This is a genomic window from Micromonospora yangpuensis, from assembly GCF_900091615.1.
GTDB classification, from domain to species: Bacteria; Actinomycetota; Actinomycetes; order Mycobacteriales; family Micromonosporaceae; genus Micromonospora; species Micromonospora yangpuensis.
Window position 1 is genome coordinate 1,834,037 of record NZ_FMIA01000002.1, and the last position, 17,424, is coordinate 1,851,460.

General features: G+C 74.5%; 17 protein-coding genes and 1 pseudogene. 11 read left to right on the top strand and 7 right to left on the bottom strand.

Going from position 1 to position 17,424, the window contains the following annotated elements; all coding sequences use genetic code 11:
• Window positions 1-12 precede the first annotated feature (12 nt).
• Window positions 13-2,208: an RNA degradosome polyphosphate kinase gene (locus GA0070617_RS08485; RefSeq protein ID WP_229688090.1), complete on the bottom strand. Its 2,196-nt coding sequence runs from the start codon at window positions 2,206-2,208 to the stop codon at window positions 13-15.
• A gap of 610 nt (window positions 2,209-2,818) precedes the next feature.
• A pseudogene (cofC, locus tag GA0070617_RS31400) lies at window positions 2,819-3,454 on the bottom strand (2-phospho-L-lactate guanylyltransferase); the annotation flags it as partial.
• Window positions 3,455-3,577: 123 nt separating this feature from the next.
• Between cofC and GA0070617_RS08495 the strand changes: the two are divergent.
• Genes GA0070617_RS08495 through GA0070617_RS08510 form a run of 4 tightly spaced genes read left to right on the top strand, consistent with a single transcriptional unit; the run spans window position 3,578 to window position 7,241 of the window.
• A complete protein-coding gene (locus tag GA0070617_RS08495; protein ID WP_091435463.1) occupies window positions 3,578-4,309 on the top strand; it encodes a lysophospholipid acyltransferase family protein in 732 nt (243 codons plus the stop codon).
• A complete protein-coding gene (locus GA0070617_RS08500) occupies window positions 4,306-5,313 on the top strand; it encodes an NAD(P)H-dependent glycerol-3-phosphate dehydrogenase (RefSeq protein ID WP_091435464.1) in 1,008 nt (335 codons plus the stop codon). The genes GA0070617_RS08495 and GA0070617_RS08500 overlap by 4 nt, the downstream gene beginning before the upstream one ends.
• A 6-nt stretch (window positions 5,314-5,319) precedes the next feature.
• Entirely contained in the window at window positions 5,320-6,468 is a 1,149-nt protein-coding gene (locus tag GA0070617_RS08505) for a cystathionine gamma-lyase (RefSeq protein ID WP_091435465.1), read from the top strand.
• Window positions 6,465-7,241, top strand: coding sequence for a putative protein N(5)-glutamine methyltransferase (locus GA0070617_RS08510; RefSeq protein ID WP_373868285.1), 777 nt, complete (start codon window positions 6,465-6,467; stop codon window positions 7,239-7,241). Before GA0070617_RS08505 ends, GA0070617_RS08510 begins: the two co-directional genes overlap by 4 nt.
• A gap of 66 nt (window positions 7,242-7,307) precedes the next feature.
• On the opposite strand, the gene GA0070617_RS08515 is transcribed toward GA0070617_RS08510, so the two are convergent.
• Window positions 7,308-7,514 (bottom strand): DUF397 domain-containing protein, encoded by a 207-nt coding sequence (locus GA0070617_RS08515; protein ID WP_091435467.1) that lies wholly within the window; start codon window positions 7,512-7,514, stop codon window positions 7,308-7,310.
• Window positions 7,511-8,362 (bottom strand): helix-turn-helix domain-containing protein, encoded by an 852-nt coding sequence (locus GA0070617_RS08520; protein WP_091435468.1) that lies wholly within the window; start codon window positions 8,360-8,362, stop codon window positions 7,511-7,513. The genes GA0070617_RS08515 and GA0070617_RS08520 overlap by 4 nt, the downstream gene beginning before the upstream one ends.
• A gap of 226 nt (window positions 8,363-8,588) precedes the next feature.
• On the opposite strand from GA0070617_RS08520, the gene GA0070617_RS29795 reads away from it, so the two are divergent.
• From GA0070617_RS29795 to GA0070617_RS08530, 3 genes are all read left to right on the top strand, one after another.
• Complete coding sequence (locus GA0070617_RS29795; RefSeq protein ID WP_139135622.1) at window positions 8,589-8,798, top strand: hypothetical protein; 210 nt, start codon at window positions 8,589-8,591, stop codon at window positions 8,796-8,798.
• Window positions 8,799-8,828: 30 nt separating this feature from the next.
• Window positions 8,829-9,089 (top strand): hypothetical protein, encoded by a 261-nt coding sequence (locus tag GA0070617_RS08525; protein WP_091435469.1) that lies wholly within the window; start codon window positions 8,829-8,831, stop codon window positions 9,087-9,089.
• Window positions 9,090-9,265: 176 nt separating this feature from the next.
• Window positions 9,266-10,372 carry a D-alanine--D-alanine ligase family protein gene (locus GA0070617_RS08530; RefSeq protein WP_091435470.1) on the top strand — a complete coding sequence of 369 codons (1,107 nt, stop codon included), beginning with the start codon at window positions 9,266-9,268 and terminating at the stop codon, window positions 10,370-10,372.
• A 107-nt stretch (window positions 10,373-10,479) separates the two neighbouring features.
• Here GA0070617_RS08530 and GA0070617_RS08535 read toward each other — a convergent pair whose 3' ends face one another.
• Window positions 10,480-11,043 (bottom strand): DUF3515 domain-containing protein, encoded by a 564-nt coding sequence (locus tag GA0070617_RS08535; RefSeq protein ID WP_091435471.1) that lies wholly within the window; start codon window positions 11,041-11,043, stop codon window positions 10,480-10,482.
• Window positions 11,044-11,277 carry an Lrp/AsnC ligand binding domain-containing protein gene (locus GA0070617_RS08540; protein ID WP_091435472.1) on the bottom strand — a complete coding sequence of 78 codons (234 nt, stop codon included), beginning with the start codon at window positions 11,275-11,277 and terminating at the stop codon, window positions 11,044-11,046.
• 117 nt (window positions 11,278-11,394) lie between these two features.
• Here GA0070617_RS08540 and GA0070617_RS08545 point away from each other — a divergent pair, with 117 nt between their 5' ends.
• On the top strand, window positions 11,395-12,333 hold the full coding sequence (locus GA0070617_RS08545) for a thiamine-phosphate kinase (protein ID WP_091435473.1): 939 nt from the start codon (window positions 11,395-11,397) through the stop codon (window positions 12,331-12,333).
• Between the two features lie 18 nt (window positions 12,334-12,351).
• Entirely contained in the window at window positions 12,352-12,819 is a 468-nt protein-coding gene (locus tag GA0070617_RS08550; RefSeq protein WP_091435474.1) for a GNAT family N-acetyltransferase, read from the top strand.
• Window positions 12,820-13,004: 185 nt separating this feature from the next.
• On the opposite strand, the gene rpmB is transcribed toward GA0070617_RS08550, so the two are convergent.
• Window positions 13,005-13,196 carry a 50S ribosomal protein L28 gene (gene rpmB, locus GA0070617_RS08555; protein WP_007075181.1) on the bottom strand — a complete coding sequence of 64 codons (192 nt, stop codon included), beginning with the start codon at window positions 13,194-13,196 and terminating at the stop codon, window positions 13,005-13,007.
• 256 nt (window positions 13,197-13,452) lie between these two features.
• Between rpmB and GA0070617_RS08560 the strand changes: the two genes are divergently transcribed.
• Window positions 13,453-15,054: a DAK2 domain-containing protein gene (locus GA0070617_RS08560; protein WP_091435475.1), complete on the top strand. Its 1,602-nt coding sequence runs from the start codon at window positions 13,453-13,455 to the stop codon at window positions 15,052-15,054.
• The gene (gene recG / locus GA0070617_RS08565; RefSeq protein WP_091435476.1) at window positions 15,051-17,270 is read left to right on the top strand and encodes an ATP-dependent DNA helicase RecG; all 2,220 of its coding nucleotides are present in this window, start codon (window positions 15,051-15,053) and stop codon (window positions 17,268-17,270) included. The genes GA0070617_RS08560 and recG overlap by 4 nt, the downstream gene beginning before the upstream one ends.
• Window positions 17,271-17,424: the final 154 nt, after the last annotated feature.

Here is a 17,424-nt window from a genome sequence, read left to right on the forward strand (position 1 = left end):
CCCGGACCCCGGTCACCCGGGGGTCCCGCCCACCCGCCGCAGCAGCAACTCCTGCAGGTGCCGCAGTGGCGTCTCCGGTGAGCCGGTACGCCGGCTCCAGCTCGCGTCGGCGGCCAACTCGAACGCCTCCACCTCCGGGCCCATCGCGCAGGTCAGCACGTGGTCCAGCTCGGCGCGGGCCACCGGGTCGCTCACCTGCACCAGCGCCTCCACCCGGCGGTCCAGGTTGCGGTGCATCAGGTCGGCCGAGCCCAACCAGAACTCGGCGTCACCGTTGTTGCCGAACCGGAAGATCCGGGAGTGCTCCAGGAACCGGCCGAGGATCGAGCGGACCCGGATGTTCTCCGACAGCCCCGGCACCCCCGGGCGCAGCGTGCACATGCCCCGGATCAGCAGGTCGACGTGCACCCCGGCCTGGGAGGCCCGGTAGAGCGCGTCCACGATCTCCTCGTCGACAAGCGAGTTCACCTTGAACTGCACAAGCCCCGGCATGCCGAGCCGGACGTGCCCGATCTCCCGCTCGATCCGCTCGACCAGCCCACGCCGGATGCCCTGCGGGGCCACCAGCAACCGCCGGAACGCGGTCTGCCGGCTGTACCCGGTCAGCACGTTGAACAGGTCGGTCAGGTCCGCCCCGATCTCCGGGTCGGCGGTGAGCAGCCCGAAGTCCTCGTACAGTCGGGCGGTCTTGGGGTGGTAGTTGCCGGTGCCGATGTGGCAGTACCGGCGGATCTGGTTGCCCTCCTGGCGGACCACCAGCGCGGTCTTGCAGTGCGTCTTCAGCCCGACCAGGCCGTAGACCACGTGGCAGCCGGCCCGTTCCAGGGTGCGGGCCCAGCCGATGTTGGCCACCTCGTCGAAGCGCGCCTTCAGCTCCACCAGCACCACCACCTGCTTGCCGGCGGCGGCGGCGTCGACAAGCGCGTCGACGATCGGGGAGTCCCCGCTGGTGCGGTAGAGGGTCTGCTTGATGGCCAGCACGTTCGGGTCGGCGGCGGCCTGCTCGACGAAGCGCTGCACGCTGGTGGCGAAGGAGTGGTACGGGTGGTGCACCAGGATGTCGCCGTCGCGCAGGGTGGCGAAGACGCTGCGCGGCACCTCACCCTCGACGAGCCGGGGATGGGTGGCCGGCACGAACGGCGGGTCCTTCAGGTCGGGGCGGTCGGCCTCGCCGTAGACCTGCCAGAGCGCGGAGAGGTCCAGCAGACCCCGGACCCGCAGCACATCCTGCGCGTCCATGTCCAGCTCCCGGACCAGCAGCTCCAGCATGTGGTCGGAGATGGAGGCGGCCACCTCCAGGCGTACCGGTGGGCCGAAGCGGCGGCGGGCCAGTTCCCGCTCCAGGGCCTGCAGCAGATCCTCGTCGCGGTCCTCGTCCACCTCCACCTCGGCGTTGCGGGTCACCCGGAACAGGTGGCACTCCACCACCTGCATGCCGGAGAAGAGCTGACCGAGGTGGACCGAGATGACGTCCTCGACCGGCACGAACCGGACCCCGGGCCGGTCCCGGTCGACCCGGACGAACCGGGGTACGTTGTTCGGCACCTTGACCCGGGCGAACAGCTCCGAGCCGCCGTCGGGGTCGCGGACCGCCACCGCCAGGTTCAGCGACCGCCCCGAGATGTACGGGAAGGGGTGTGCCGGGTCGACGGCGAGTGGGGTGAGCACCGGGAAGATGTGCTCCCGGAACCAGGTCCGCAGCCGTTCCCGCTCGGCGTCGTCGAGGTCACCCCAGCGCAGCACCCGGATGTCCTCGGCGGCCAGCTTCGGCAGTACGTCGTCGACGAGGCAGCTGGCCTGCCGGGCCGCCAGGGCGGCGGTCTTCTCGGCGATCAGCTCCAGTTGGGTGCGCAACGGCAGCCGGTCGCCGCCACGCACCGGCAGGCCGGCGGAGAGGCGGCGCTTGAGGCCGGCGATGCGCACCATGAAGAACTCGTCCAGGTTGCTGGCGAAGATGGCCAGGAACTTCGCCCGTTCCAGCAGGGGGGTGCGCTGGTCCTCGGCGAGCGCCAGCACCCGGGCGTTGAAGTCGAGCCAGGACAGCTCCCGGTTGAGGAACCGCTCCTCGGGCAGCCGCTGGCCGGTCGGCGCCGGACCGGTCGGCGGTGGCTGCTCGCCGTAGGGCCCCTCGTCCAGCACCTCGGCCAGGCCGGCCGAGGCGGCGGCGGCGTCCAGCCCGACCCGGGCCGGCCGGTCCCGGGTGGCCACCGGTCGCGCCGGATCCGCGGGTGCCGGATCTACGGGCGCCGGATCCGCCGGTGCCGGATCCGCGGGCGCGGATTCCGCGGCAGCCGGATCCGCCGGTGCCGGCGACGGGGACGGTGGGTCGGCGTCGCCGGAGGGCGACGGTGGGCCGGCGGCGGGTGACCGGGCCGGGTCCGCCGACGGCAAGGCGGGGCGGAACCGGCCGTCGGCCCCTCGGGTGCGCCTGCCGGCACGGGCGGGGGCGGACCCACCGGGACCGGCCGGGCCGGTGGGGTCCTCGGGGTCGGTGGGGGCTTCGGGGCGGCTCAGCGGCCGGGCGGGGTGCTCGCGAGGGGTGCTCACCTGCCCATAATCACCTGATCCGGGTTAACGGAAAATGAACTCGGGCGGATCACGCCATGGTCGGCAGGGTCACCCGGACCACCTCGCCGGTGGGGTCGGTCTCCACCCGCAGCCGCTGGCCCAGCCGCAGCAGCCGCAGGCCGGAGGCGTCGAAGGCGCGGGCCGGGAAGGGCAGCTCGGTGCCGTCGTCCAGCAGCAGCACACCGCTGCGCGTCGTCGCGTCGAAGGTGGCCACCGTGCCCTGCATGGCGTCACCGTACACGCCCCGGACGATCGCCGCCGTGCTCGCGCCGAGCCCCAGCGCCACCGCGGCGGCCAGGTCGGTCGGGGTGTCCACGTCGCGGCGCAGGGTCGGCCAGTCGCCGGTGAGCGGCACCGCGCCGCTGACCGCGTGCGCGGCGGCCGAACCGCCGCCGAAGCGGGGGTCCAGGGGCACCCCGGCCGGCGCGGTGAGCAGCACGGTGCCGTCGCCGGGGGCGTCGGCGACGAACCGGCGTACGCCCGGGGGGTCGTCGTGCGCGGCGGTCAGCGCCGCCGCCAGTTCGGCCGGGCGCAGCGCCGGCAGGTCCGCGGTGATCCCGGCCACCGGCCCGACGGCGGTGGCCGCACCGTGCCGCAGGGCCGCGTTGAGCCCGGCGTCCGGACTGTCCGGTACGACTCGCACCCGGGCCGGCCGCCGGCCACCGGCTGGGCCCTCCTGGCGGGCCAGGGCCGCCGTCACCCGGGCGTCGTCGGTCACCACCACCACCTCGGTCACCGCGACGCAGCCGGCCACCGCGCGTACCGTGTCGGTCGCCAGTGCCAACGCCAGGGTGGCGTGGGGTACGGCCGGCACGGCACCCCGCAGGCGGCTCTTGGCCACGGCGAGGCGCTTCACCGGCACCACCACGGTCCAGGTCTGAGGCACGGTCCAATCCTGCCAGCCGGGCGGCGGTACCCTCACTGGCCGTACCGGGGGCGAGCAGGCATGATTTCCGCGGCGGGTGTCACCACCGGTAGCGGGCTTGGTGGCGGGTGACGAGGAGGCAGGGTGGGGCGGCGGAGGCTGGGGTTCTGGCAATGGTTCGCCGTGGGGTTGGTCAAGCCGGTCATGACGGTCTGGACCCGCCGTACCTGGCGGGGCATGGAGCACCTCCGGCACGACGGCGGGGTGATCATCGTGCCGAACCACATCTCACACGCCGACCCGTTGGTCTCGGCGCACTTCATCTACGACGCCGGGCGGTGGCCCCGGTTCCTCGGCAAGGTCAGCGTCTTCCGGGTGCCGGTGATCGGCTGGCTGCTGCACCGGTGCCGACAGATCCCGGTGGAGCGGGGCACCGCCCACGCGGGCAGGTCGCTGGAGGCGCTGGTCGCCGCCCTCGACGAGGGGGGCGCGGTGGTGATCTACCCGGAGGGCACCACCACCCGGCATCCCGACCTGTGGCCGATGCGCGGCAAGACCGGTGCCGCCCGCCTGGCGTTGGCCACCGGGGCCCCGGTGGTCCCGATGGCGATGTGGGGCCCGCAGCGGCTCTTCGACCCGCGTACCAAGCGGTTCGACCCGCGTCCCCGGATCCCGGTCACCGTGTTGGCCGGCCCCCCGGTCGACCTGGGCCGGTGGCAGGGCGCCAGCCCCGACCACCGCACCCTGGAGGAGATGACCGACGAGATCATGCTGCGCCTGCGGGACCTGCTCGCCGAGATCCGGGGCGGCACCGCACCACCGCTGTTCCCACGGCCGGCGGGTGGCCCCGCGGGCGAGCCGGGGGCGGCGGCGTGAGCGGGCACGTGGCGGTGCTGGGGGCGGGATCCTGGGGCACCGCCTTCGCCAAGATCCTGGCCGACGCCGGTCGGGAGGTGACCATCTGGGCCCGCCGGCGACCGGTCGCCGAGACGATCCGGTTGCACCGGCACAACCCCGACTACCTGCCCGCCGTACGGCTGCCCGACCGGGTGACGGCGACCGGTGAGGCTGCCGAGGCGATCTCCGGTGCCGAGCTGGTGGTGCTGGCGGTGCCCTCGCAGACCCTGCGCGGCAACCTCGCCGAGTGGTCCTCGCACCTGCATCCGGACGCCACCCTGGTCTCCCTGATGAAGGGGATCGAGCTGGGCACCACCAAGCGGATGAGTGAGGTGATCGTGGAGACCACCGGGGTCCTGCCGCACCGGGTGGTGGTGGTCTCCGGCCCCAACGTCGCGCCGGAGATCGCCGCCGAGCAGCCGGCCGCCACCGTCGTCGCCGGCACCGACAGCGCCCGGGCGGCGCTGGTGCAGTCGTCGATCCGGACGGCGTACTTCCGCCCGTACACCAACGACGACGTGATCGGCTGCGAGCTGGGCGGCGCGGTGAAGAACGTGATCGCCCTGTCGTACGGCATCGCCGTGGCGATGGGCTTCGGGGACAACACCCGGGCGATGTTGATGACCCGGGGACTGGCCGAGACCGCCCGCCTCGGCGTGGCGCTGGGCGCCGACCCGATCACCTTCGCCGGCCTGGCCGGGATGGGGGACCTGGTCGCCAGCTGCTCGTCGCCGCTGGCCCGGAACCGGACCTTCGGCGAGCACCTCGGCCGGGGTGCCACCCTGGAGGAGGCCCGGGTGGCCACCCGGCAGACCGCCGAGGGGGTCAAGAGCGCCCTGGCGGTACGGGACCTGGCCCGGGCGCACGGCGTGGAGATGCCGATCACCGAGCAGGTCGAGCGGATCTGCCACGAGGGGCTGGACCCGCGGATCGCGGTCAAGCTGCTGATGAGCCGGACCGCCAAACCCGAGTCGTACGAGTGAGGCACCGTGACTGAGCAGGAGTTCCAGGACGGCACCCGGTGCGTACGCGCCGGCCTGCCCGAGCCGGCGCCGGGCGATCCGTTCCTGCCCGGTCCGGTCCTCGCCGCGCCGTACCACCTCGACCCGTGGCAGGGCCCGGCCGGCAGCCCCAACGGGTACGGCCGGCCGGACAACCCGACCCGGCGGCTGCTGGAGGCGGCCATCGGTGAGCTGGAGGGCGGTGACTGCCGGGTCTTCGCCAGTGGTCAGGCGGCCATCACCGGGGTGCTGCTGGCCCTGCTGCGGCCCGGGGACACGGTCCTGCTCCCCGCCGACGGGTACTTCCCGGTCCGGGCGTTCGCCGCCGACACCCTGCAGACCCTCGGGGTACGGGTCCGGTACGCGCCGACCGCCGGGCCGTACCCGTCGTTCGAGGGGGTCCGGCTGGTGCTGCTGGAGTCGCCGGCGAACCCCGGCCTGGACGTGGCCGACGTGCCGGCGCTGGCCGAGCGGGCGCACGCCGCCGGTGCCCTGCTGGCGGTGGACAACACCACCGCGACCCCGCTCGGGCAGCGGCCGTTGGACCTCGGCGCGGATCTGGTGGTGGCCTCCGGCACCAAGGCCCTCACCGGCCACTCGGACCTGCTGCTGGGCTACGCGGCCAGCCGCCAGGAGCGGCTGCTCGACCCGGTCACCGCCTGGCGGACCACCAGCGGGGCCGTGCCGGGGGCCTTCGACGCCTGGCTGGCCCACCGGTCGCTGGCCACCCTGGACCTGCGCCTGGCCCGGCAGTCGGCCAACGCCGAGGCCCTGGCGGGGGCCCTGGCCGACCGGGCCGACGTGGCCGGGCTGCGTTGGCCGGGGTTGCCCACCGACCCGGCGTACCCGGTGGCCGCGCGGCTGTTGCACCGGATGCCGGGGGTGCTCTCGTTCGACCTCGGCGACGCCGACCGGGTGGCCCGGTTCATTGAGGCCGCGCGGTTGGTCGCGGCGGCCACCTCCTTCGGCGGCCTGCACACCACCGCCGACCGCCGGGCGCAGTGGGGCGACGACACGGCACCGGGCTTCGTCCGGCTCTCCTGCGGGGTCGAGGACACCGTCGACCTGGTGGCCGACGTGACGGCCGCCCTGGACCGGGTGGCCGACGTGACGGCCGCCCGGGACGCCACTTGTTGAGCGGGTCCCGCGCCGACCTGGTGCGCCGGCTGCGCGCCGCCGGCTGTGTCTACGCCGAGGACGAGGCCGACCTGCTGCTCGCCGCGGCCGACTCGCCGGCGGCGTTGGCCGTGCTGGCCGGGCGCCGGATCGCCGGGGAGCCGCTGGAACAGGTGCTCGGCTGGGCGGAGTTCGCCGGCCTGCGGGTGGCGGTGACGGCGGGGGTCTTCGTGCCCCGGGCCCGTACCGCCCTGGTGGTCGAGGCGGCCGTGGCGGCGACCGGGCCGGCACCGGCGGTGGTGGACCTCTGTTGTGGCTCCGGCGCGGCCGCCCTGGTGCTGGCGCACCGGTTGACCCCCCGGTGGCTGGCCGCCGCCGACCTGGATCCGAACGCCGTGGAGTGTGCCCGACGCAACCTGGCGCACCTGGGCGTGCCGGTCTTCCAGGGTGACCTGTTCGGGCCGTTGCCGACGCGGTGGCGGGGCCGGTTGGACCTGGTGGTGGCCAACGCCCCGTACGTGCCGACCGCGGCGGTGGCCACCATGCCCGCCGAGGCCCGCCTGCACGAGGCCCGGTTGGCGCTCGACGGTGGCCGGGACGGGCTGTCGGTGCTGCGCCGGGTCGCGGCGGAGTCGGCGCGGTGGCTGGCTCCCGGTGGCCACCTGGCGGTCGAGGTCGCCGCCGACCAGGCCGGCACGCTGGCCGCCGCGATGCGCGGGTACGGGCTGCGGCCTCGGGTGGTGCACGACGACGACCTGGACGCCACCGCGATCGTGGCCCGCCGCACCGACTGACCCGGCCGGGTGACCGCCGCCAGGTCCGGGGCGTCGTTGCCGCGACGGCCCCGGACCGGGCCACGCTCAGGGGCGGCTGGTGGGCACGGCGGTGGTGAAGGCGGTCCAGGTGGCCGGGGTGAAGTGCAGCTGCGGGCCACCCGGGTCCTTCGAGTCGCGCACCGCGACCACCCCGGGGATGCTCGCGAACTCCACACAGGCGCCCTCGTCGCCGCTGTGGCTGCTCTTGCGCCAACCGGCGCGGGCCAGCGCCGCGTTGATCGTCGGGGTCATGTCAGGTATCCCTTCAGGATCTTGCCGAGCTCGTCCCGGCTCTCTGCCGGACTCAGCGCGACGGTCCGCAGATGTTCCATGATCTTGGTGCAGGTGCGCAGGTCACCGGGGCGGTCGAGGACCATCTGACCGGCGACGGTCTCCACCGAGGCGATGATCGGGTCCGCCGGGTCGGCGAACTCCAGGATGTGCAGGGAACCCCGGGTGCCCCGGTGGTAACCCGCCTTGAGTGGGATCACCTGCACGGTGATGTTCGGTAGCTCGGCGAGCTTGATCAGGCGTTGGAGCTGCGCCTCCATCACCGTGGGTCCGCCGACCGGGCGCAGCAGGGCGCCCTCGTCGATGATGGCGTCCATGATCGGCGGGTCGGTGCCGGTGAGCCGCTCCTGCCGCTCCATCCGCAGGTGCACCCGGCGTTCGACGTCGTCGTCGCTGAGGGTGTGCGGGCCGCCGCGCATCACCGCGCGGACGTAGTCGGCGGTCTGCAACAGGCCCGGTACGACCGACGGTTCGAAGTTGGCGATCGCGGTCGCCTCGGCCTCCAGCGCGATGAAGTCGATGGTGCGTTGGTCCAGCAGGTGGGAGTAGGACACCCACCAGCCGGGCTTGCGGGCGTCCTTGGCCAGTGCGACGGCGGCGCTGACCTCGTCGGCCGCCACCCCGTAGAGCGTGAGCAGCGCACGCACGGTCGCCGGGGTGACCAGGGTCTGGGCGTTCTCGTACCGGGACAGGGTGCTGCGGGTGCTGTTGATCTCGTCCGCGGCGGCCTCCAGCGTCAGGCCGGCAGCTTCCCGGTGTTGCCGCAGGGCGATGCCCAGTCGCCGTGCTCGGGCGGTCTTCGGAGCCATGCATCGATGGTCGCACACGGGTCCGGGAAAGTGTGCATGAGAGAATAGCGATGAGAGTTGCATTCATCCCTGTAGAGATGTCAACCTGTGGTGGCGTCCTCACCGCCGGTTGTCGTGGCGACGGTGGTGGTGAGTGACCGGAGGGGATGGGGCGCGTGGCGATCGGGTTTTCTCCCCCGTACCCGATCGCCGCGTGCCGCCCGTAACGGCCACCGGAAGGAGTCCGATGACGGCAGCCGGCTGTTGGCCCCGCGTCTCGCGGTGCCGCTGGTGCGCCCGCCCGGTGCTGCGCGACAACGGCGGCGCCTGGATCCACGCCGATCTCGCCTACCTCTGCCGCGACGCCGCAGGTGGTCTCAGCTACGTCTGCCGGGACTCCGGTGGGGGGATCGCGGCGACCACCGCCGAGCCGGAGGGGATCCCTCATGGCTCCTGATCGGAGGCGGTCGTCCGGAGGTGGGCGGCGATGACCCGGTTCCTCGTGGTGCTCACCGACGTGCGTCCGTTGGACGGTGCCGTGCGCAACGAGCGGCTCGCCCCGGAACGCCGCCGCCAGGTGGTGGGGGCCAGCAACCGGGAGGCGGCCGACCGGATCGCCGGGGCCTTCATGGCCCTGGGCATGGTGCGGGCCGGCAGGCAGCGGGTCAAGGTGCTCGCCGTCGGTCGGCGCTTCGCCGGTGAGGTCACCCGGGTGCTGCGGGAGGCGCCGGCCGGCCGGGCCGGCTGACCACGACCACCATGCGGTGATTACGCTCGGTATAGGCACCGTTGACCGATTGCTCAGTCGTGCCGCGTGTCCCCGGGTATCGGCATCGGCCGTTCACCACGCACAGTAAGGTCAACCGGGTGAGCGCCGTCGGCGTCACAGCGAGTTTCGCAGTCGGGACCGAAGAGGTGACCCCAGTGACCACCCCAGGCAAGACCCGCGTGGCGATCGTCTTCGGCGGCCGTAGCCCGGAGCACGGCATTTCCTGCGTCAGCGCCGGCAGTGTGCTCGCCGCCCTGGACCCGGACGAGTTCGACGTGGTGCCGGTCGGCATCACCCGGGCCGGGCAGTGGGTGCTGACCGACGGCGACGCCGCCGCGCTGGCGATCCGGGCCCGTCAGCTGCCGGAGATCACCGCCGCCTCCGGCGCCGACCTGGTGCTGCGCGCCGACCCCACCGGCAACGGGCTGCTGGTCTTCGAGCCGGACCAGGGCCCCCGCGCCCTGGCCGACGTGGACGTGGTCTTCCCCGTGCTGCACGGCGCGTACGGCGAGGACGGCACGATCCAGGGCATGCTGGAGATGGCCGGCATCCCGTACGTGGGGGCGAACGTCTTCGCCTCCGCCGCCGCCATGGACAAGGAGTTCACCAAGAAGCTCTGCGCGGTCGAGGGCATCCCGGTCGGGCCGTACGTGGTGCTGCGCAACGGGATGGAGATCACCGAGGAGGACAAGCAACGCCTCGGGCTGCCGGTCTTCGTCAAGCCGTCCCGGGCCGGTTCCTCCTTCGGCATCAGCAAGGTCGACGACTGGGCGAAGCTGGACGAGGCCGTGGCCGCCGCCCGGCAGATCGACCCGAAGGTGCTAGTCGAGGCGGCCATCGTCGGCCGGGAGATCGAGTGCGGGGTGCTGGAGGGTGAGGCCGGCGGCGCCCCCGAGGCGTCGGTCCTGGCCGAGGTGCGGGTCGTCGGCGGGCACGACTTCTACGACTTCGAGGCCAAGTACATCGACGCCGACGAGGCCTGCGAGTACGACATCCCGGCCGGCCTGCCCGACCCGGTCACCCGCCGGGTACGGGAGTACGCCACCCGGGCCTTCACCGCGCTGGACTGCGCCGGCCTGGCCCGCGCCGACTTCTTCGTCACCCCGGACGGCGACATCTACCTCAACGAGGTCAACACGATGCCCGGGTTCACCCCGTCGTCGATGTTCCCGCGGATGTGGGCGGCCTCCGGTCTGGAGTACCCGAAGCTGGTCGACCGGCTGATCCGGACCGCCCTGCGGCGCGGCACCGGCCTGCACTGAGCCGCCCGGCGGGGCGGCACCGGCCTGCACCGAGCCGCCCGGCGGGGGTGACGTCGGCCTGCACCGAGCCTTGACCGCTGCCGCCGCCCACCGGCGGCGGCAGCGGGTCAGCGGTCGCAGCCGGCGGGCGGGGTGCCGCCGGAGGGCACCGAGGCGACGATCGTGTTGGCGATCGGGGCGACCCGCTGCAACGCCGGACCGTACGCCTCCGGCACGGTCACCCGGACCGGCACCTCCCGGTCGACGGTGGTCAGCACCGTCGCGCCGGTCCCCTCGGTCGGGTGCCAGCAGACGTTGTTGACCTTCCACACCTCGTCGGTGGGCTGGTAGTCGGCGACCGGGCCGCCGCAGACCACGGTCAGTGGCGGATCGCCGTACGCGGCGTTCTGCTCCGGGCCGGCGGTGACCGGCCGCTGGGGGAGGTCACCCACGGCCGCCGGGAGCTGGGAGAGCAGGGCCCGGCACACCGTGGCCGGGCGTTCGGCCAGCGGCGGGGCGGCCAGCTCGACCGGGGCCGTCGACTGCGGCTGGGCGGCGGTGGTCGAGGCGGTGGGGGAGTCGGGGGTGTCGCCGGGGGCGAGCCGGGCGACGGCCAGCCCCGCCACCACCAGGGTGACCGGGAGCGCGACGGCGGTGGCCAGCAGGGCGGCGTTACGGGTGGTCCGGTCCACTTACAGCCGTACCACCGAGCAGGTCAGCGTGCGGGTGATGCCGGGCACCAGCTGCACGTTGCTGACGATCAGTTTGCCCAGCTCGTCGACGGTGTTGGCCTCGGTCAGCACCACCACGTCGTACGGCCCGGTGACGGCGTCGACCCGGACCACCCCGGGAAGGTCCGCGATGAGACCGGCCACGTCCCGTGCCCGGCCGACCTCTGTCTGGATGAGGATGTACGCCTGAACCACGACTCGACCTCCGTCCTCGCCGCGCGGGGCGGCCCGAAGGGTGAAACTACCCTACGGACCAGGGGAGATCCCTATCGGTGGTCGAGGAGAAGCATTGAGCGAGCGGAGCGGGACGGCGTGAGTGTCGCGGATGTCGGCGAGTTCGGGTTGATCGACCGGGTCACCGCCCGGCTGGGACAGGGCTCGGCCTGCCTGCTCGGGCCGGGTGACGACGCGGCGGTGGTGAGCGCCCCGGACGCCCGGGTGGTGGCCTCGACCGACGTGCTGGTCGAGGGGCGGCACTTCCGGCGGGACTGGTCCAGCGCACTGGACGTCGGGCACCGGGCGGCGGCGGCGAACCTGGCCGACGTGGCGGCGATGGGTGCCGTGCCCACCGCCCTGCTGGTCGCCCTCTGTCTGCCCGCCCAGGTGTCGCCCGACTGGGCGGAGCAGCTCGCCGACGGGCTCGGCGCGGAGGCCGCCAAGGTCGGCGCGAGCGTGGTAGGTGGGGACATGTCGGCCAGTCCGACGCTGACCGTGGCGGTCACCGCCCTCGGTGACCTCGGTGGCCGGGCCCCGGTGGTGCGCTCCGGTGCCCGCCCCGGTGACGTGGTCGCCCTGGCCGGCCGGACCGGGTACGCGGCGGCCGGCTACACCGTGCTGTCCCGGGGCTTCCGGACACCGAAGCTGCTGGTCGAGGCGTACCGGCGACCCGAGGTGCCGTACTCGGCCGGTCCGCACGCCGCCCGGCTCGGGGCCACCGCCATGATCGACGTCTCGGACGGGTTGCTGGCCGATCTGGGCCACGTGGCCAAGGCCAGCGGGGTCCGCGTCGACGTGCACCGGGCCGCCTTCGAGGTGCCCCGCCAGATGCGGGACGCCGCCCAGGCGCTCGGCGTCGACCCGTACACCTGGTTGTTGGCCGGGGGAGACGACCACGCCCTGGCGGCCACCTTCCCGCCGGCGGTGGTATTGCCCGCACCCTGGCGCCCGATCGGCCGGGTCTCGGCGGGCGCCGGGGTGACCGTCGACGGCGCCCGGTACGAGGGGCCGGCCGGCTGGGACCACTTCCGGTGATGGTCGTACCCTTCAACCGTGAGTGAGATCGAACTCCGTGCGCTGCCCTTCGACGCGCCGGTCTCCCGGGCGTTGATCCGGGACGCGCTGGCCGACCTGGGGCAACGCTACGGCGGCAGCGGGGACGAGACCCCGGTGGACGCGGCCGAGTTCGTCCCGCCGCACGGGGCGTTCCTGGTCGCCTACCTCGGCGGGGAGGCGGTCGGCTGTGGCGGCTGGCGCAGTCATGGCACCGCCGGTGACACCGCCGAGCTGAAGCGGATGTACACCGCGGCGGCGGCCCGGGGGCGCGGGGTGGCCCGCGCGGTGCTCGCCGCGGTGGAGCGCTCCGCGCGTGAGCACGGCCGCAAGCGGCTCATCCTGGAGTGCGGCGACCGGCAGCCCGAGGCGATCGCCATGTACTCGTCGGCCGGGTACGAGCGGATCCCGAACTTCGGCTTCTACCGGGACGAGCCGGGCTGCGTCTCCTTCGGCCGCACCCTCTGAGGCACCCCGGCGGGCCCAATCAGGCGGGCCGGTCGGGGCCCGCCCAGACGGCTCGGCGGGCCCGCGCGGAGCGGGCCGGGAGGACACCCGCGAACCGGGACCCGACAGAACCGGGACATGACAGAGCCGGCGGACCGTCCACGGTCCGCCGGCAATGGCAGGGTCGGTGCCCGGGGGCTACCGGGTCAGGCGCGGGTGACCTTGCCGGCCTTGATGCAGGAGGTGCAGACCTTGAGCTTCTTGGTCGTGCCGCCACCGGCCGGGGTGCGCACCGACTGGATGTTCGGGTTCCAGCGGCGGTTGGTCCGCCGGTGCGAGTGGGACACGTTGTGGCCGAAGCCCGGTCCCTTGCCACAGACGTCGCACACGCTAGCCACGGGATACTCCTGAGATTGATACGTTCATGAGGTCGTGCTTGATGCTGGTCGTGCCGGATCCAGGTCGTCCCGGATCCAGATCGTGCCGGATCCAGGCCGTGCCTGAGGCGGTTCGCCGGCAGGCGTCGCCCGGACAACCTGGCCAGGTTACCCGATCTGCGCCCCGGCCGGCCAGCCACCCCTGCCAGCGCGGACACGCCCGGGGCGAATCGGCCGACCCCGGCGGCTGTCGGGGTACCCCAGTAGGCTTCTCGCCGTGCTGGAGACCCTCGACGCCGCCGCGGTGCGACGCTGGTGTGCGGGCGGGTTGGCCGCGCTCCGCCGCCACCAGGGCGAGATCGACGAGCTGAACGTCTACCCGGTCCCGGACGGCGACACCGGCACCAACCTGGTCCTCACCCTCACCTCGGCCCAGCAGGCCCTGGCGATGGACCTGGAGACCCTGCCCGCCGACGCGTCGACCCCGCACGGGCACGCGCTGCGGCTGATGGCGCGGGGCGCGTTGCTCGGGGCCCGGGGCAACTCCGGGGTGATCCTCTCGCAGCTGCTGCGCGGTCTCGCCGACGCGGTCGCCACCGTGCCCGTGGTGCGCGGCCGGGAACTGGCCACGGCGTTGCGTGACGCCAGCGCCGCGGCCCACGCCGCGGTGACCCGCCCGGTGGAGGGCACCCTGCTCAGCGTGGCGGCCGCGGCGGCCGGCGCGGCGCAGGCGGCCGACAGCGACGACCTGCCCACGGTCTGCCGGGCGGCGGCCGGCGCGGCGGTGCGGGCGCTGGCGCGTACCCCGCAGCAGTTGCCGGCCCTGGCCCGCGCCGGCGTGGTCGACGCCGGCGGCCGGGGCCTGTGCCTGCTGCTGGACGCCCTGGTCGAGGTGGTCACCGGGGAACGGCCGGACCGGCCGGCGTCCGCGCCCGGACCGGTCCGCCCGCCGGCCGAACCCGACCGGCCGACCGACTCGACGGAGTACGCCTACGAGGTGCAGTTCCTGCTCGACGCCGAGCCGGCGGCGGTCGCCGGGATGCGGGACACCCTGGCCGCCCTGGGTGACTCCCTCGTGGTGGTCGGCGGTGACCCGACCTGGCACGTCCACGTGCACGTCGACGACGTCGGCGCGGCGGTCGAGGCGGGGGTGGCCGCCGGCCGGCCGTACCAGATCTCGGTGACCCGCTTCGCCGACCAGCCGGCGACCGCGGTCGGTCCCGTCGCCGAGCACCGGGCCGCGGTGGTGGTGGCCGCCGGCGCGGGGCTGGCCGAGCTGTTCGCCGCCGAGGGTGTGACGGTGCTGGCGGGCGACCCGTCCACCGGCGAGGTGCTGGCGGCGATCCACCGCACCGGGGCGGCCCGGGTGGTGGTCCTGCCCAACGACCCGGCTGCCCGGGCGGTGGCGGGCGTGGCGGCCCGCGCGGCGCACCGGGCCGGCGTCGAGGTGAGCGTGGTGCCCACCCGGTCCCCGGTGCAGGCGCTGGCCGCGCTGGCCGTGCGTGACCCGGGGCGGCGCTTCGCCGACGACGTGATCGCGATGGCCGAGGCGGCCGGGGCCTGCCGGTACGCCGAAGTCCGCCGGGCCGACCGGGAGGCGTTGACGGTGGCCGGGCCGTGCCGCCCGGGTGACGTCCTGGCGCTGGTCGAGGGGGAGGTGCACCTGATCGGCACCGACCTGGTCGACACCTGCGCGGCCCTGGTCGACCGGATGTTGGGCGGTGGTGGCGAGCTGGTCACCCTGCTCTGGGGCGCGGACGCCCCGACCGGTCTCGCCGACGCGGTGAGCGCGCACGTCGCGCAGCGGTGGCCGTTTGTCGAGGTGCAGGCGTATCCGGGCGGGCAACCGCACTGTCCGCTCATGGTGGGGGTCGAATGACGTCGGAGGCGGCCACGGTGGACACGCCGCTGTCGAAGCTGGTCGGGGCGAAGACCGCGAAGGCCCTCGCCGGCCACCTCGACCTGCACACCGCCGGTGACCTTGTCTACCACTTCCCCCGTCGGTACGACGAGCGGGGCGAGCACACCGACATCCGGGCCCTGGACGTCGGTGAGCAGGTCACCGTGCTGGCCCAGGTGCAGCGCACCGCGGTCCGGCCGATGCGCCAGCGCCGGGGCAACCTGCTGGAGGTGACCGTCGGCGACTCGACCGGCGGCACCCTGACGCTCACCTTCTTCGGCAACCAGGCCTGGCGGGAGCGGGAGCTGCGTCCCGGCCGGTGGGGTCTGTTCGCCGGCAAGGTCACCGAGTTCCGCGGCCGACGCCAGCTCAACGGCCCGGAGTACGTGCTGCTCGGCGAGGCGACCGACGGCGAGGCGGCGGCCAACGAGGAGATCGAGGAGTTCGCCGGGGCGCTGATCCCGGTCTACCCGGCTGCGGCGGCGGTGCCGACCTGGGTGATCGCCCGCTGTGTCCGGGTGGTGCTGGACACCTTCACCCCGCCGGACGACCCGCTGCCGGCGACCTTACGGGCCAGCCGCAGCCTGGTGGGTATCGGCCCCGCGCTGCGCGAGATCCACCGTCCCTCCAGCAAGGAGGAGCTGTACCGGGCCCGCCGCCGGCTCAAGTGGGACGAGGCGTTCGCCGTACAGCTGACCCTGGTGCAGCGCAAGCACCGGGCCGCCGCCTGGCCGGCGCGGGCCCGGCCGCCGCGCGCCGGTGGCCTGCTGGACGCCTTCGACGCCCGGTTGCCGTACGAGCTGACCAGCGGGCAGCGCGACGTCGGCCGGGAGATCGGCGCGGACCTGGCCACCGCCCACCCGATGCACCGGCTGTTGCAGGGTGAGGTGGGTTCCGGCAAGACGGTGGTGGCGTTGCGGGCGATGCTGCAGGTGGTAGACGCCGGCGGTCAGGCCGCCCTGCTCGCCCCCACCGAGGTGCTCGCCGCCCAGCACCACCGGGGCATGCGCGACCTGCTCGGCCCGCTCGGTCGCGCCGGTGAGCTGGACGCCGCCGAGCAGGCCACCCGGGTCGAGCTGGTCACCGGCTCGTTGCCGGCGGCGGCCCGGCGCGCGGCGCTGGCCGAGGTGGCCAGCGGCCGGGCCGGCCTGGTGCTGGGCACCCACGCCCTGCTCTACGAGGGGGTCGACTTCGCCGACCTGGGGCTGGTGGTCGTCGACGAGCAGCACCGGTTCGGGGTGGAGCAGCGCGACGCGTTGCGGGCCAAGGCCGACCAGCCGCCGCACGTGCTGGTGATGACCGCGACGCCGATCCCGCGCACGGTCGCCATGACCGTCTACGGCGACCTGGAGACCTCCACCCTCTCCCAGTTGCCGCGCGGTCGGTCGCCGATCGCCTCGCACGTGGTGCCGGCCGCCGAGAAGCCGGCCTTCCTGGACCGGGCCTGGCGCCGGGTCCGCGAGGAGGTCGCCGCCGGCCACCAGGCGTACGTGGTCTGCCCCCGGATCGGGGACACCCCCGCCGGGTCGTCGACGGGCCCGGCGGCCGAGGAACCGCCGGCCGAGGACGACACCGGGCGCCGGGCCCCGCTGGCGGTGACCGAGGTGGCTCCGCTGCTCGCCGAGGGGCCGCTGCACGGGCTGCGGATCGGGGTGCTGCACGGCCGGCTGCCGGCCGACGAGAAGGACGCGGTGATGCGGTCCTTCGCCGCCGGTGACCTGGACGTGCTGGTGGCCACCACGGTCATCGAGGTCGGCGTGGACGTGCCCAACGCCACCGTGATGATCGTGCTGGACGCCGACCGCTTCGGGGTGTCCCAACTGCACCAGCTCCGGGGCCGGGTCGGACGGGGTTCGGCGGCCGGGCTCTGCCTGCTGGTGACCGAGGCGGCCGAGGGTTCGTCGGCCCGCGAGCGGCTGGACGCGGTCGCGTCCACCACGGACGGTTTCAAGCTCGCCGAGCTGGATCTGGAACAGCGTCGGGAGGGCGACGTGCTGGGCGCGACCCAGTCCGGCCACCGTTCCCACCTGCGCCTGCTCTCGCTGCGCCGGGACGCCGAGCTGATCCGGGACGCCCGGGCCGAGGCCATCGTGCTGGTCGAGGAGGACCCGGAACTGGCCCGGCACCCGGCGTTGGCCGCCTCGGTGGCCGCCCTGGTCGACGCCGAACGCGCCGAGTACCTGGAAAAGGGCTGACCGCGGACGGTCCGGCCGCGTCGGGTCCCCGGTGGAGCCGACGCGGCGAGGGCGCGCCGGGTTAGTGGTGGCGGGCCGACCGCACGCGGCGAGGGCGCGCCGACCGGGTGGTCGACGCGCCCTCGGTGCGTGTCAGCGCCGGTCAGCCGGCGGG

Bases quoted from the DNA above. Each gene is read 5' to 3' on its own strand.
- GA0070617_RS08515 (WP_091435467.1), bottom strand. From the start codon at position 7,514: ATGACCCCGACGATCAACGCGGCGCTGGCCCGCGCCGGTTGGCGCAAG.
- GA0070617_RS08520 (WP_091435468.1), bottom strand. From the start codon at position 8,362: ATGGCTCCGAAGACCGCCCGAGCACGGCGACTGGGCATCGCCCTGCGG.
- GA0070617_RS29795 (WP_139135622.1), top strand. From the start codon at position 8,589: ATGACGGCAGCCGGCTGTTGGCCCCGCGTCTCGCGGTGCCGCTGGTGC.
- GA0070617_RS08525 (WP_091435469.1), top strand. From the start codon at position 8,829: ATGACCCGGTTCCTCGTGGTGCTCACCGACGTGCGTCCGTTGGACGGT.
- recG (WP_091435476.1), top strand. From the start codon at position 15,051: ATGACGTCGGAGGCGGCCACGGTGGACACGCCGCTGTCGAAGCTGGTC.